Source organism: Flagellimonas sp. S3867 (genome assembly GCF_014698935.1).
GTDB lineage: Bacteria > Bacteroidota > Bacteroidia > Flavobacteriales > Flavobacteriaceae > Flagellimonas.
In genome coordinates this window covers 989,260-1,004,100 of the sequence record NZ_JACVMN010000002.1, presented here as the reverse complement: position 1 = coordinate 1,004,100, position 14,841 = coordinate 989,260, and the positions used below count along the sequence as shown (strand labels likewise).

Below are 14,841 nucleotides of genomic sequence, written 5' to 3'. Positions count from 1 at the left end.
CGAATGCAACTCAATATTTCCATCATTCAACTTATAACAATTTGCGCTGTTGCCAATGGCTTTGTCTTTGGCTTTCTGTTGTTGGAAAAAAAGGAAAACCGATTCGCCAATCGATTTCTTTCATTAGCCTTGATCTGTATGTGCCTGACTTTTACCCCTTATATGTTGGATCCATCCTTTTGGAACCAGTATAGGTGGTTGGCATGGATGCCTTTTTCATTTTCATATTGGATTGGACCCGCTTTCTACTTTTATGTTCGCACCTTGACCAACCCAAGTTTTAGGTTCACAAAAAAACACCTATGGCATTTCTCCCCACTTATCCTTAACTATATCCACAGCATTTATCATTTGGTTTATACCGGAAACCATTTTCCGTATCATTGGTTTCATTTTGTGGCTGAGCTTTTGGAATCCATGGCGGTTATTTCCATCTTAACCTATATGGTACTTTCATTTAAATTAGTGAAACAGTATCAACGGCAACTGCTCAACAATGTTTCCAGTTTTACGAAAATTGACCTTGAATGGGTTAAAAAAACCATTGCGGTCATTGTTGTTTCCTTTGTATTGATATTTGTTTTCCTATGTGTAAGCAGTGGCATTAGCGGAATGGTTTTTTTCAATCAATGGAATGAATATAGGGCCGCCATTCTATTGTTGTATGCCTGCATGCTCTATTGGATTAGCATACATGGCTATCGACAAGCTCAAACAATAAAAATTACCAAACCAAAGGATTTTTCCACTGATATTCCGGATAAGGAGTCCATTAGAATTATAGATCAACTTCATGGCGTTATGACCATGGAAAAACTTTTCAGGAACCCTGAACTGAATCTGACAAGTTTGAGCAAGACTATCGGAATTTCAGAACGGTCTATTTCTGAAGCGTTGAATGGACATCTCCACAAGAATTTTTACCAATTTGTTAATGAATATCGAGTAAAGGATGTTCAAGAAAAGTTGATGGATCCCAAAAATTCCCATTTGAAGATTTTGAGTCTGGCCTTTGATGCTGGTTTCAATTCCAAGGCAACCTTCAACCGATTGTTTAAAGGCTATACGGGCGTGACTCCCAAGGAATTTAAAATCCAAAATTTAGGTTAAAAAGCACTTTTTGAGACGTACAATCGGGTATTGAGACTTTTGCTGAGCGGCTTCGTTCCTAAATTCAAGGAAAAATCACATCATGCAAAAGCCAATTATTATCTTCTTGTTCGTTACCATGTCTTCGTTCTCATTTTCACAATCCATAAAGGATCTGGATTTTTTAATAGGCACTTGGAAAATCGTTGAAACCATATATCCAGGCACGGATAAAGAATATCAAGAAATTGGAACCCGAACCTGCAAATATTACCTCAACGGTAATTTTATCAAATGTGAATCCGAAACAATGGTGCAAAAAAATGGTAGGAAAAGGCACTATTCCTACGTAATCAACTACGATAAAAAAGAAAATTGCTTTAGGGCTACCAACTTTGCCCATGATTTTCCCTTACATGGGCAATTCAAATGGTTTTTGGACAAGGAAAACGAGCGTATTATTGCCATCACTCCTAAAAATGTAATTGAAGATCGATTCTTTAGAGCCACCATTTCTTATGCCGATAAAAACCGGTTGGTTTGGAACGGATGGGCCAGCGTTTTTGAAAAGGACAAGGACTGGACACAGATTTTTAATGATGTAACCACCCGAGTAGAATAAAAGTCATGGAAAACAAAAATATATTTTGGGTAGCACTATTCGTTCTTTGTGCCTGTCAACAATCCATAGAAAATGAAAGTCAAGAACCGTTCACCAATTTTTTGGACTATGGGGATTATGCGGTGGGTTTTAAAACCCTTTTTGTATCCGACCTTTCCAGGGAAAATGTTCCTTATGCCGATTGGGGCGGAAAACTCTACCCCAAAAATGAAGAGTCAGTTGGACGAAATTTGCCCTTGCATATTTGGTATCCCGCTAAAGAAAACTCTCTAGAGCCCCTACCATATGATTATTTTGCGCGATTGAACACCATTGAGACCGAAAAACAACTAATTGAAGAAAATAACTCATTTTATAAAGAGGTTTTTTCATATCAGGTTCGTGAACTGGGAGGGGATAAAGATTTTCGCCCTTCTCAAATGGACACGCTTTTGGGTCTGAAAACAAATGCTTCGTTAAATCCCGCAGCACTACAACAGAAATTCCCTTTGGTCATATTTCCGAATGGGTCAAGCCCTGCCTTTCAAAGCATCCTCTGCGAGCTATTGGCAAGTAATGGGTATGTGGTGGCAGGAGTGTCTTTAAAGGGTCAATTTTCCCATCCTGTGGATGCTTCCGTCAAGGGATTGGAAGTTGCTGTGGATGATTTGGAGTTTGCACTTCAAGAATTACTAAAACTTCCGAATGTGGACAAAAATCAAATTGCTTTAATGGGCAATGCCATAGAATCCTCGTTTTGCGCGGCCTTGGCTTCCCGCAATAAAAAAATAAAGGCTCTAGTTAGCTTGGAAGGTGGATTTTTAAGTCAGTTTGAGCAGAATATCTTAAATGAGACCAGTTTCTATCAACCACAAAACATCACTATTCCCATCCTGGCAATATATGCTCCTCATCCCAGTATTTCTCCGCATTATATTTATGATTTGACCTATAGTGAACGATATTTTGCACATTTTCCGGGAATGACCGAGTTTCATGTTTTAAATTTTGGGGTGTTTGAGGAATACGTTCCCAACATTATCGGAGAACTCAAAGGTGACACCAAAAAGGGGTTTAGAGTTACCTCTGACCTTGTATTGGCTTTTTTGAATGCCAAAATAAAAAACAAAGAAGAAAAATTAAGTCAGTTTTATGGCGGAGGAATACCCGAAAAGTTTGAAAAAGCTGTCGACACACTTTTTAGATTAGATGGATTGAATCCACCACCAAACATGGCCATTCTTAAAAATCTTTTTGTTACCAAAGGGATGTCTGCAATTGATAGCATATACCAATCCCATGTTTCTGAAGGAAATTCAAAACCATTTTCAAACACTTTTTACAATGATTTTAAAAACTGGCTAGCTTGGAAAAAAGATCCTGACTATGTAAATCGGATGCGTTTATATGAAATGGCTGTGGAAAGCTATCCAGAATCTACTTTAAATCATTACAGGCTTGGCTATTATTTGGAAAAAAATAACCTAATAGAAAGGTCACAGACCCATTACAAGCAAGCCAAAAAATTAATTGATCAGGATAATACTATAAATTCATCCCTAAAAAACGATTTAGAAAGTGCTCTGAATGAGGTGATAAAGTAGCTGTACTTATGAAAATGTGCTAGGTAGAAATTTAATGCGCATTACTTGCTATATTTATGCAAAACACTGAACTAAAGAAATGGACTTTAGTGACAAAAAAGTACTGGTTACAGGAGCCTCCCGTGGAATTGGCAAGGCAACCGCAATTGCATTTGCCCAAAAAGGTGCCAAAATCGGCATCAATTTTCGCAGTAATTTAAATGAAGCAAAAAAAACACTTTCCGAATTGCCCGGCGAAGGTCATCACCTCTTTCAAAAGGACATTAGTCAAAAAGAAAATTGCCAAACACTAATTGATGAGTTCATTTCCGCCTATGGTTCTTTAGACGTTTTGGTGAACAATGCTGGAATTTCCATTTTTCATGATATTGATGAGGTTGATTTTGATCATTGGACAGATGCCTGGGAAAATACGTTTAGAACCAACTTATTTGCTGCAGCCAATATGTGTTTTTGTGCCGCACAAGCCATGATGAAATCGGGTGGTGGTCGTATTGTGAATGTATCATCCAGAGGGGCATTTAGAGGAGAACCTACGAAACCAGCTTATGGAGCTAGTAAAGCTGCATTGAATGCCATGAGTCAATCCCTTGCTAAAAAATTGGCTCCACATAATATTTATGTCGGAGCAGTAGCGCCCGGTTTTACCGAGACTGAAATGGCCGCTATTACCCTTACAACAAAAGAACGCGAAAATCTGCTTCGGGAATCTCCTTTTCAACGCATGGCACAACCTGAAGAAGTGGCCCATGCCATTTTGTTTTTGGCTTCCGACGGAGCGGAATATTCCTCAGGAACTATCATTGATGTTAATGGTGCCTCATATTTAAGAAGTTAATATGAAAGCTTCCACCATTGCCCAACTCAAAAAAGAACTCCAGCATCGTTCTCTAGATGAGCTATTGAATTTGTGTTTACGATTGGCTCGATTTAAAAAAGAGAACAAGGAACTGCTTACCTATTTATTGTTTGAGGCAGGAAATGAGTCTGGTTACATTGAAAGTGTAAAAGCAGAAGTTGACGAATGGTTTTTGGAAATCAATACCAACAGTTTTTTCTATATCAAAAAAAGTGTCCGAAAGATTCTGCGCAACATCAAAAAGTACATTCGATATTCAGGAAATAAAGAAACTGAAGTGGAGCTTTTACTATATTTTTGTCAAAAACTTCACGATTTTAGGCCCTCCATCCAAAATAATACGGCCCTTTTCAATCTGTACCAAAGACAATTGACATTTATCAGCAAAAAAGTCGATGTTCTTCACGAAGATTTGCAATATGACTACGGACTTGCTTTGCAAGAACTGGAGTTTTAGCTTGGCACAAGTAAAATCACCAACATGGAAAATAATACTGAAGCGCTAAGGCACAACAACATTGGTTTTCTGAAAAAGTTTGAAAAATACCTGGGCGAATTTGTCTATGGTGGTATTGATGGTTGTGTTACCACTTTTGCGGTAGTGGCGGGCTCGGTTGGGGCTGGATTGGATAGTGTTATCATTATTATTCTTGGTTTTGCCAATTTGTTGGCCGATGGTTTTGCCATGTCGGTCGGGGCATACCTCTCCACTAAATCACAAAAGGATAACTACAACAAGCACAAACAAATTGAATATTGGGAAGTGGACAATTTACCGGAATCCGAAAAGCAGGAAATCCGTGAAATTTATGCGGCCAAAGGTTTTAAAGGAGAACTTTTGGAACAGGTAGTGGATGTAATCACAAAGGACCCTGATACCTGGGTTGATGTGATGATGAAGGAAGAACTTGTAATGATTGAGGAGGACAAGTCGCCTTTTATCATTGGTGGGGTAACCTATGTTTCCTTTATTTTGATAGGGCTTATCCCTTTATTGGTGTATGTGTGGGATTACATAAACCCTTTGGACCATAACTTATTTTTTATTGCTTCCATCCTTACTTCTTTTGGTTTTATTGCCGTGGGTTGGCTAAAAACCTATGTTAACCAAACCAAAGTGTTAAAAGGGATTTTAGAGACCTTGCTCCTAGGTGGAATTGCAGCTTTTGTGGCTTATTATGTTGGTGATTTATTGGAAAAAATTATAACCGGATAGCGAAAAGTCCGTTACTTTCTTTTACCACAAGTTTTAATTGTGGTTTTGTGAATGTCCCAGGCAACCATTCATGAAAAAGAATCGTCTTTCCTTTTACAGACCGTATCAATCATTAAACCATGGAAGCAAACAAAAAAACTGCCCGCCTTGCGGGGTTTCTTTATTTTTTAATAGTAATTACCGGAATATTTAGTCTATTGTATGTCCCTTCACAATTAATTGTCTGGGACAATCCAGCACGGACGGTGGAAAACATAATAGCCTCAGAATCCCTATTTCGTTTGGAAATTTTAAGCGGGCTGTTGTGCTATCTCTTTTTTCTTTTGTTGCCTTTAATCCTGTACCAACTATTTAAAAATATCAATAAAAACTATGCGGTACTTATGGTGGTATTAGCCATTATTAGTGTTCCCATCTCGTTTAGTAATATGACACATAAGTTTGATATTCTCTCCTTGGTCAGTGGGGTCGAATATCTTAGCATTTATAGCCCAGAACAGATTCAAGCACAAGTAATGCTTGCATTGGAATCGTACAATCATGGAAATTTGATCGCTCAGGCTTTCTGGGGTTTATGGTTGTTTCCGTTTGGGTATTTGGTCTTTAAATCCGGATTTCTTCCTAAACTTTTGGGGCTTTTTTTAATGGTAGGAAGTTGTGGTTATTTTTTAGACTTTATAGGCCGTATTTTATGTTCGGATTATGGCAGTCTTTGGATAGCCGACTATCTTACCATCCCAGCAAGCATTGGTGAAATTGGCACTTGCTTATGGCTGCTGATCATGGGAATAAAAACGCGCTCCGCCAAGCAAGAATAAGCTCTTTGAATTAACTAAGGCCCACATCCAACATCATCATAATGATAAATCCACCGATAAAGCCCATTGTGGCAACGTCTGTGTATTTATCCCTTTGGGTTTCCGGAATCACCTCCTCGACAACCACAAAGATCATGGCTCCAGCGGCAAAAGATAGCGCGTATGGCAATATCGGTTCAAAAGTAAGAACCGCCCAAGCCCCTAGGACTGCCGCAATTGGTTCAACTAATGCAGAGGCCTGCCCGTACATAAAGCTTTTTCTTCTGCTTAAACCCTGTCTTCGTAACGGCATTGCAACTGCAAACCCTTCCGGAAAGTTTTGAAGACCAATTCCCAAAGCCAAAGCAACGGCTCCACCTATAGTAGCTCCGTCAAAACCGGCAGCCACCCCTCCAAAAAGAACTCCCACAGCCAATCCTTCGGGAATGTTATGCAGGGTTATAGCAAGGGTCAACAAAGTAGTTCTATGCCAAGGCGTTTTTACACCTTCTGCTTCGCTTTCTTTAAAATTGATATGTAAGTGGGGCAAAACTTTGTCCAAACCAAAAATAAAGGCAGCACCCAATAAAAATCCAACGGCAGCTGGAATCACTTTTACAAATCCTTCGCCTTCACTCATTTCAATTCCCGGTGCCAACAAACTCCAAAAACTAGCGGCGACCATCACACCTCCGGTAAAACCCAACATGCCATCTAAAACTGCACGGTTCATTCCCTTGAACAAAAAAACCAAGGCCGCTCCTGCAGCCGTTAATCCCCAAGTAAACAAAGTGGCATAAAAGGCTGCTAAAATTGGGTTAATACTTTCAAAATAGTCAATTACCTGTTCCATTAATCATTCAATTTTACGTAAAGATTAGATGCAATTTGATGTGATATATGTAGTTCCTTTCCACTCATTTGTATGTGGAGCGATTGGTCAAATTCTTCTTTTTCGAGCACTTCAATAGTGTTGCCCAAAGCGATATTATTCTTATCCAAAAATTTTAAAAAGGTGGACGAAGTATCTTTTACTCCAACACAAACACCTTTGGTGTTAATTGGAATCTCACTCAATAGTTGCTTGTCCCGCTCCATAAATTTTCCATCCTTGCTTGGAATGGGATCACCATGCGGGTCATATTTGGGAAAATCCAAAAGCTCATCAAGCTTATCAATAAGCTTTTCACTTTTAATGTGCTCCAATTGTTCAGCCACTTCATGGACCTCATCCCAAGAAAAGTCTAATTTTTTAACCAAGAACACCTCCCATAAACGATGCTTTCTAATAATGGAAAGTGCTGTTTTAACTCCGATGTCGGTTAAGGAAACCCCTTGGTATTTTTTGTAATACAACAATCCCTTTTTCGCCAACTTTCGCGCCATATCCGTAACGGACGAAGGTTTGGTTTCCATTTGCTCAGCTATGGCATTGGTAGAGATAAGTGTGGTATCGTTTCCTCCTAAATGGAAAATGGTTTTGATGTAATTCTCCTCCGATCGGGTCATCAAAAAAAGATTTTTTCAAAAATACATTTTTATTTGTAAAAACAAATTTTTAGATTTGTCTAAATTTAATTTTACCGTAATTGAAAAATCCATTTAAATATCTCTTTTCGTTATTGTTAGCCTTAATCTTTCAATCTGTAGGTTGGGCACAAGACACCTCCATTAATGGTATGGTTTCGGAAGATGGACAGCCGTTGCCCTACGTGAATGTTTTGTTGAAGGGAACTAAAATGGGTACAGCAACCAACTTTGATGGTTTTTATAGCTTAAATGATGTTGTCCCAGGTGAATATGTTTTAACTGCCTCATCTATCGGATACATTTCCTATAAAACCAAAATCTCGATTCGACAAGGGGAAACAAAAACGGTAAATATTGAAATGGAGGTTTTGGCAGAATCGTTAAGCGAAACTGTGGTTACCGGAACCTTAAAACCAGTAAGCCGGCTAGAAAGTCCAGTACCCGTTGAGGTGTACAAACCATCCTTTTTAAGAAAAAACCCAACTCCGAGCATCTTTGATGCATTACAAAATGTGAATGGCGTACGACCCCAAATTAATTGTAATGTTTGCAACACCGGTGACATCCATATAAATGGATTGGAAGGCCCCTATACCTTGGTATTAATAGATGGTATGCCCATTGTAAGCGGTTTAGGAACCGTTTATGGTCTTTCGGGCATTCCAAATTCCCTGATTGAGCAGATTGAAATTGTAAAAGGTCCGGCATCCACTCTTTATGGAAGTGAAGCAGTTGGTGGGCTCATCAATATTATCACCAAACATGCGCCAAATGCTCCTGAGTTTTTTGCCGATGGTTTTCTAACTGGATGGGGAGAGTATAACTTAGACATAGGGAGTAAAATTGCTGTGGGCAAGAAAAGTGATTTATTGCTGGGTGTCAATTATTTTAATTATGACCAAGTCATTGACAATAACGGTGATAATTTTACCGATCTCACCCTGCAAGAACGCATCTCTGTATTCCAAAAATGGAATTTTAAAAGGGAAGATTCCAAGATATTTTCGCTGGCGGGTCGATTCTTCTATGAAGATCGTTGGGGCGGAGAGCTCGACTGGACACCAGAGTTTCGTGGTGGAGATGAAATTTATGGTGAAAGTATTTATACACGAAGATGGGAGGTCTTGGGAAAATACCAACTTCCCATTGATGAAAAAATGATGCTTTCCTTCTCTTATAATGATCATAACCAAAATTCGGTGTATGGCAATGTTCCCTATTTGGCGGATCAGCGTATTGGCTTTGGGCAATTGACCTGGGACAAATCTCTTGGGAAACACGATTTGCTTTTGGGAAGTTCTGTGCGATACAATTATTACGACGATAATACCCCTGCTACTTCAGGTTCACCTGAAAATATCTGGATTCCTAGCATTTTTGTTCAGGATGAAATCGCACTTGCCCAAAATCATTCAATTTTAACCGGACTTCGGTATGATTATGACAAAAGGCATGGCAATATTTTTACCCCCCGGGCAGCCTACAAATGGAAAATTAGCGATCATGATATTCTACGGTTAAATTCAGGAACAGGGTTTCGTGTAGTAAATCTTTTCACTGAAGAACATGCAGCTTTAACAGGAGCCAGGGATGTAGTCATTGCCAATGAACTAAAACCAGAGCGCTCTGTCAATGTGAACCTGAACTATCTGAAAAAAATCTATAGCGACAATGGCACCTTTATAGGTGTTGATGCCTCAGCATTCTATACCCACTTTTCCAATATTATTTTACCGGATTACGATACCAATCCCAACCAGATTATCTATGATAATTTAGATGGAAAATCAGTATCGCAAGGCTTAAGTGCCAATTTGGATATGGTGTTTGCGAACGGACTTCGATTTATGGTTGGAGCCACATGGCAAGATGTGAGCAATACTGAAAATGGCATTAAAGAGCGGCAAATTCTTACAGAAAGCTTTACCGGGACTTGGAATGTATCCTATACCTTTCGTTCGTTGGACTTGAGTGTTGATTATACCGGAAACCTATATGGTCCGATGCGATTGCCTCTTTTGGGAGATCTAGACCCAAGAGCTCCAAACTCACCTACTTGGAGCATCCAGAATATTCAATTCACCTATAAGGGAGTAAAAGATTTTGAGCTATACGGCGGTATTAAAAACCTATTGGATTGGACCCCAAACCGGGGAAACCCTTTTATCATTGCGCGTGCCAATGATCCTTTTGACAACGATGTGACCTTCGATACCAACGGAAATGCCGTTGCCACACCCGACAACCCTTTTGGCCTCACTTTTGACCCCAATTATGTATATGGCCCCAACCAGGGGATTAGAGCCTTCTTTGGATTACGATATACGGTTTTTTAAGACTTTCTGCTTTTATTATCTTAGGAGCATCATGGGTGTATGATTAATAATCATTTACTATTAGAGCTAATTTGAAAAATGAATGTTCCCTATCGAATAAAGTTTACGCTTCTCCGATTAAAACCTTGGACTGATTTTGAAAAAAACCCAAAAGAAATTTTTAAAGATGCATGCAACATCATAGGTGTAGAATTATCCAAATACGGTTATAAATATCTTAAATCCAAAAGGCTAATAACAGGAAAAAGCAAAAACAAAGATTTTACTTTTCAAATCTTTCTTAACACAACTCGATTCAATGAAACTGGAAGAAAAGTGACCATGAATGTAACCTGTGCAATTGTATCAGTTCGGATGGGTGAGTATAGAAATCGTCATTTTAAATTTGATTTATCTGACAATACAATAACATCGTTTCACCCTGGTTATATTTCCAAAAAAAATGATTGGATTAACTGGAACTTGTTGAAGATACATCCACTTGAAATTGCCCATTTTTTGAAAAAGAATGCAATCACAGTATTTGATAAATTTGAAAGTCCAGAAAAACTTATAGCAGAGTTTAATGGTATACTTCCAAAAGAATTTGATTTTCACTTCAGGGCTATTGATTTTTTAATGTTTTATTCCTCAAAAGAAACAACAGTTAAATTGTTGGATTCTTTTTTAAAAGAAAAAAATTGGACAGAAGAGTTTCATGAAATTCTTAATTTACTCAAACATGGTTATAAACCTGAAAAGAAACATCGTGTACTAATTGTTTTACTAGCGGAAAGAGCCCTAATTTATGAACTTAAAAATTGATACAAGTCGGTGAATGATAAATTGTTGGAAGAAAAACCATTACTGATTATCACATTGATAATCTTAAACTCAATCGTTGTATAATACTCAAAATTTCATATCGCCTCAATTAAAACCCAAAAAGCTCTGAAAGACTCACCCCCAATCCATCAGCAATTTTAATCAAAGTCAGTAACCGAGGATTGGTTTTTCCTTTTTCAATCATATAGAGTTGAGTTCGGCCAATACCACAATCAAAAGCAAAAGACTTTTGATCAATTCCTTTTTCTTCGCGCAATTTTTTAATTCGCAAACCCAATTCAACCAAATATGCGTCCTTTTTCGTGTTCACTATACCGAATATCCAGAAATAATTTATATATTGTGTTCGCTATAACGAACATTTTTAATTGAAACCTACTCGAAAACTTAAAATCCATTGTAAATTCCGCCGTCGCGCTTGGGACCATACCACCGTTCCTGAAATCCGCTTAGAGGGACGATGGTTGGAAGAACTTGGTTTTGAACAGGGCAAGACCGTTAAAATTATTCAGGAAAATAAGGTGTTGGTTCTTATCGCAGAGGAATAAAAATCTTTTCTAAATCTTCTTTTTTATTTTTGGCTTGCGTTTTTAATTGCATAACCTAACTTATCAATACCAATCGAAAATTTACATTAAATGTCCCAAAAAAATGAGCTAAGGGAAATCGCCAAACTATTTTTCAAACTTGGGAGTATTGCTTTTGGAGGTCCAGCCGCGCACATAGCAATGATGGAAGACGAGGTGGTCAATAAACGAAAGTGGATGACCCAAGAACATTTTTTGGATCTTGTAGGTGCCACCAATTTGATTCCAGGTCCCAACTCAACTGAAATGACCATGCATTGTGGGCATGAACGTGCCGGTTGGAAAGGCCTTTTTGTTGCAGGCATCTGTTTTATTTTCCCTGCTGTGGTGATTACCGCTGTTTTTGCATGGTTATATACTGAATATGGACAATTACCCAAAGTCGAACCTTTTATTTATGGTATTAAACCAGCTGTAATTGCAATCATTCTAATGGCCGCTTTCCGACTTGGAAAAAAAGCGATTAAAACTACCGAACTTGCCATTTTGGGAATCATTGCCTTAGCAACCTGTTTGCTTGGCGTAAATGAAATAGCAGTTCTTTTTGGCACAGGGTTACTTGGTTTTGGTCTCTATTTTGCAAAAAAGAATATGGGGAACTTAAAAAGCCTTCTCCCATTTTTACTTTTTCAGGGCAGTGACCCAATGAAAATTGGGTCTTTTAAAATATTACTAACCTTCTTAAAAGTTGGGGCCATATTATATGGCAGTGGATATGTATTGTTTGCCTTTTTGGATGCAGAATTGGTTGCTAACGGATGGCTAACCAGACAGGCTTTAATTGATGCTGTTGCTATTGGACAAATAACCCCTGGGCCTGTGCTCTCGACAGCAACCTTTATAGGTTGGCAAATAAATGGTATTTCGGGTGCACTTATGGCTACCTTGGGTATTTTTCTTCCCTCCTTCCTTTTTGTACTGATATTGAACCCTTTGATTCCCAAGATGCGAAAATCCAAGATCATCGGGAGCATATTGGATGCAGTAAATGTGGCCGCAGTAGCTTTAATAGTGGCCGTTTGTGTGGAAATGGGGAAAGACACCTTGACAGATTGGAGAACGATTGTTATTGCCGTTGTCAGCTTGCTTGTTGTTTTCGTATTTAAAAAAGTCAATAGTGCCTTCATCGTTTTAGGCGGGGCAGTTTTGGGATATCTACTGACCTTTATCTGATCATTGTAATCCATTTTTCAACGGATATATTTTCCATATTCGAGGACATTAATCTTTGCACAATTTTCCATTCCGTATTTTTGGTTTATGTCCCACTTTGACTATATCATAATTGGAGCAGGAGCGGCAGGTTTGTTGCTTGCCGATGCAATTACACAGGACGATTACTTTGCATCGAGCTCTATATTGATCATTGATCGAGACAATAAGACCACAAACGACCGAACTTGGTGCTTTTGGGAAAAAAACGAAGGTAAGTTTGACCATTTGTTACATAAAAGTTGGCCCAGCATCCATTTTGCAGGGACCGGATTCGAGCACTCCGCCTCCATTTCCCCTTACCAATACAAAATGCTAAAGGGGATTGATTTTTACAATCACTATCTGAACAAAATCAAAAAGCATCCCAATATTACATGGGTAAAAGACCGAGTAACTTTGATTGAAGAAGGTGAGAACAAAGTTCTAGTAACGGCACAAAATGGTTTTTTTACCGGGGCCAAGGTTTTCAACAGTTGGTTGAACCATCAGAATGTAACAGCCCAAAAAAAATATCCTTTGTTGCAACAGCACTTTGTGGGTTGGTTTGTAAAAACGGAAAAAGCCGTTTTTAATTCGAAAGAAGCCACTTTTATGGATTTTTCAATTCCACAGAAAGGAAACACGCGGTTTATGTATGTGCTTCCATTTTCCGAAACGAAAGCGCTTTTGGAATACACTTTATTCTCTGAGGAAACTTTAGAAAAATCGGAATACGAAGAAGGGATTCGGGATTATATCGAGCAAAACTTAGAAAATACCGCTTTTGAAATCACAGATGTGGAACAAGGCAATATTCCTATGACCTGTTATGGGTTTCATAAACATAATTCCGACTCTATAATCAATATTGGGATTGCTGGTGGATGGGCCAAACCCAGTACTGGTTTTACCTTTTACAATACCAGTAAAAAAGTTTCGGCCTTGGTGGAGCATTTAAAAATGAATAGACCTTTGTCCAAATTTTATAAAAGAGATAAGTTTTGGTATTACGACTTGTTGTTGCTTGATATTTTATATCGCGACAACCATTTGGGTGGTTCAATATTTGAATCTATGTTCCAAAAAAGAAAACCACAATTGATCTTAAAGTTCCTGGATGAAGAAACTTCCTTCTGGGAAGATTTGAAGATAATCAGCGCCTGTCCAAAACTTCCTTTCTTAAAAGCTTTATGGCACCGTATTTTCTAAACGGTTCGCTTCATTAGGTTTTCTCCAAATTGCTTTAGCACAACTTTATTCTCCGCTGGTAAATTTATGGTGGCCAAAGAATCAAAGGCCTTTTGCGTGTACGCATTTATTTCGGCCTTAGCTGCTTCTACAGCTCCACTTTCCTTAAAAACTGATTTTATTGTGGCAATTTTGGTTTCCGAATCTTCGGGTTTTATCGAATATAAATGCAACAGGCCCTCTCTTTTGTCTTGCTCGGCCAATTCCAGGGATTTTAAATATAAAAACGTTTTCTTGTTCTCAATGATATCGCCCCCTACTTGTTTCCCAAAAGTTTCAGGGTCACCAAAGGCATCCAAATAATCATCTTGCAGTTGAAAGGCTATACCGAGGTTTTTTCCAAATTCATAAATCGCGTTGGTGTCATCTTCCGAAGCTGAGGCAATAATAGCGCCCATTTTCATGGCTGTGGCGACTAAGACCGCAGTTTTGTATTCAATCATTTTTAAATACTCGGGAATCATCACATCGTCCCTGGTTTCAAAATCTACATCGTATTGTTGTCCTTCGCACACCTCTATTGCGGTTTTGCTAAAAAGGGAAGTAAGTTTTTTAAAGATATCCGTAGGATAGCTTTCCAAAAATTGATAGGAATTGATCAACATAGCATCGCCCGATAAAATACCGGTGTTTACGTCCCACTTTTCATGCACCGTAGTTTTTCCTCTGCGTAACGGAGCATCATCCATAATATCGTCATGAACCAATGAAAAGTTATGGAATACTTCAATTGCCATTGCAGCGTCAAGAGCATCTGAAACATTTCCACCAAACAAATCAGTGGTCATTAAAGTGAGTACGGGTCGCAAACGTTTGCCTCCCAAACTCAAAATATAAGTAATGGGCTCATATAGATTCTTGGGTTCGTTTGTGGTTGTCTTAGATTCTAAATACGAAACGAATGTGTCTCGATATTGCTCAATGGCATTGGAATTCGTCATACTTCAAAAATAAG

16 protein-coding genes are annotated in these 14,841 nt (G+C 38.5%); 12 read left to right on the top strand and 4 right to left on the bottom strand.

The genetic code is table 11. The features are described 5' to 3' along the window. Positions 1-3: 3 nt before the first annotated feature. The 7 genes from IAG46_RS12260 to IAG46_RS12230 all read left to right on the top strand — a co-directional run bounded on the left by IAG46_RS12260 (position 4) and on the right by IAG46_RS12230 (position 6,187). Positions 4-1,110, top strand: a complete 1,107-nt coding sequence (locus tag IAG46_RS12260) for an AraC family transcriptional regulator (protein WP_190810636.1) — start codon at positions 4-6, stop codon at positions 1,108-1,110. Between the two features lie 82 nt (positions 1,111-1,192). Further along, positions 1,193-1,711 (top strand): hypothetical protein, encoded by a 519-nt coding sequence (locus tag IAG46_RS12255; RefSeq protein WP_190810635.1) that lies wholly within the window; start codon positions 1,193-1,195, stop codon positions 1,709-1,711. A gap of 5 nt (positions 1,712-1,716) precedes the next feature. Continuing rightward, the gene (locus IAG46_RS12250; protein ID WP_190810634.1) at positions 1,717-3,294 is read left to right on the top strand and encodes an acyl-CoA thioester hydrolase/BAAT C-terminal domain-containing protein; all 1,578 of its coding nucleotides are present in this window, start codon (positions 1,717-1,719) and stop codon (positions 3,292-3,294) included. Positions 3,295-3,373: 79 nt separating this feature from the next. Further along, positions 3,374-4,132, top strand: a complete 759-nt coding sequence (locus IAG46_RS12245; protein WP_190810633.1) for an SDR family NAD(P)-dependent oxidoreductase — start codon at positions 3,374-3,376, stop codon at positions 4,130-4,132. Position 4,133: 1 nt separating this feature from the next. Further along, complete coding sequence (locus tag IAG46_RS12240) at positions 4,134-4,610, top strand: hypothetical protein (protein WP_190810632.1); 477 nt, start codon at positions 4,134-4,136, stop codon at positions 4,608-4,610. Positions 4,611-4,634: 24 nt separating this feature from the next. After that, complete coding sequence (locus IAG46_RS12235) at positions 4,635-5,369, top strand: VIT1/CCC1 transporter family protein (RefSeq protein WP_190810631.1); 735 nt, start codon at positions 4,635-4,637, stop codon at positions 5,367-5,369. A gap of 119 nt (positions 5,370-5,488) precedes the next feature. Next, the gene (locus tag IAG46_RS12230; protein ID WP_190810630.1) at positions 5,489-6,187 is read left to right on the top strand and encodes a DUF4386 domain-containing protein; all 699 of its coding nucleotides are present in this window, start codon (positions 5,489-5,491) and stop codon (positions 6,185-6,187) included. A gap of 10 nt (positions 6,188-6,197) precedes the next feature. Here the strand turns inward: IAG46_RS12230 and IAG46_RS12225 are convergent, their stop codons facing one another. Beyond that, the gene (locus tag IAG46_RS12225; RefSeq protein ID WP_190810629.1) at positions 6,198-7,019 is read right to left on the bottom strand and encodes a ZIP family metal transporter; all 822 of its coding nucleotides are present in this window, start codon (positions 7,017-7,019) and stop codon (positions 6,198-6,200) included. Further along, positions 7,019-7,675, bottom strand: a complete 657-nt coding sequence (locus tag IAG46_RS12220; RefSeq protein ID WP_190810628.1) for a metal-dependent transcriptional regulator — start codon at positions 7,673-7,675, stop codon at positions 7,019-7,021. The genes IAG46_RS12225 and IAG46_RS12220 overlap by 1 nt, the downstream gene beginning before the upstream one ends. Positions 7,676-7,755: 80 nt before the next feature. Between IAG46_RS12220 and IAG46_RS12215 the strand changes: the two genes are divergently transcribed. Together IAG46_RS12215 and IAG46_RS12210 are read left to right on the top strand one after the other, a co-directional pair. After that, a complete protein-coding gene (locus tag IAG46_RS12215) occupies positions 7,756-10,032 on the top strand; it encodes a TonB-dependent receptor (protein ID WP_223826671.1) in 2,277 nt (758 codons plus the stop codon). A gap of 78 nt (positions 10,033-10,110) precedes the next feature. After that, positions 10,111-10,836, top strand: a complete 726-nt coding sequence (locus tag IAG46_RS12210; RefSeq protein WP_190810627.1) for a hypothetical protein — start codon at positions 10,111-10,113, stop codon at positions 10,834-10,836. A 109-nt stretch (positions 10,837-10,945) separates the two neighbouring features. Here the strand turns inward: IAG46_RS12210 and IAG46_RS12205 are convergent, their stop codons facing one another. Beyond that, positions 10,946-11,167, bottom strand: a complete 222-nt coding sequence (locus tag IAG46_RS12205) for a helix-turn-helix transcriptional regulator (protein ID WP_190810626.1) — start codon at positions 11,165-11,167, stop codon at positions 10,946-10,948. A gap of 58 nt (positions 11,168-11,225) precedes the next feature. On the opposite strand from IAG46_RS12205, the gene IAG46_RS12200 reads away from it, so the two are divergent. The 3 genes from IAG46_RS12200 to IAG46_RS12190 all read left to right on the top strand — a co-directional run bounded on the left by IAG46_RS12200 (position 11,226) and on the right by IAG46_RS12190 (position 13,847). Then, positions 11,226-11,405 carry a SymE family type I addiction module toxin gene (locus IAG46_RS12200; RefSeq protein WP_190810625.1) on the top strand — a complete coding sequence of 60 codons (180 nt, stop codon included), beginning with the start codon at positions 11,226-11,228 and terminating at the stop codon, positions 11,403-11,405. Positions 11,406-11,495: 90 nt separating this feature from the next. Continuing rightward, entirely contained in the window at positions 11,496-12,617 is a 1,122-nt protein-coding gene (chrA, locus tag IAG46_RS12195) for a chromate efflux transporter (protein WP_190810624.1), read from the top strand. A gap of 87 nt (positions 12,618-12,704) precedes the next feature. Next, positions 12,705-13,847: a lycopene cyclase family protein gene (locus tag IAG46_RS12190; RefSeq protein WP_190810623.1), complete on the top strand. Its 1,143-nt coding sequence runs from the start codon at positions 12,705-12,707 to the stop codon at positions 13,845-13,847. Here the strand turns inward: IAG46_RS12190 and IAG46_RS12185 are convergent. Further along, the gene (locus tag IAG46_RS12185) at positions 13,844-14,827 is read right to left on the bottom strand and encodes a polyprenyl synthetase family protein (protein ID WP_190810622.1); all 984 of its coding nucleotides are present in this window, start codon (positions 14,825-14,827) and stop codon (positions 13,844-13,846) included. The two genes, IAG46_RS12190 and IAG46_RS12185, sit on opposite strands and share 4 nt — an antisense overlap. Between the last annotated feature and the right edge of the window lie 14 nt (positions 14,828-14,841).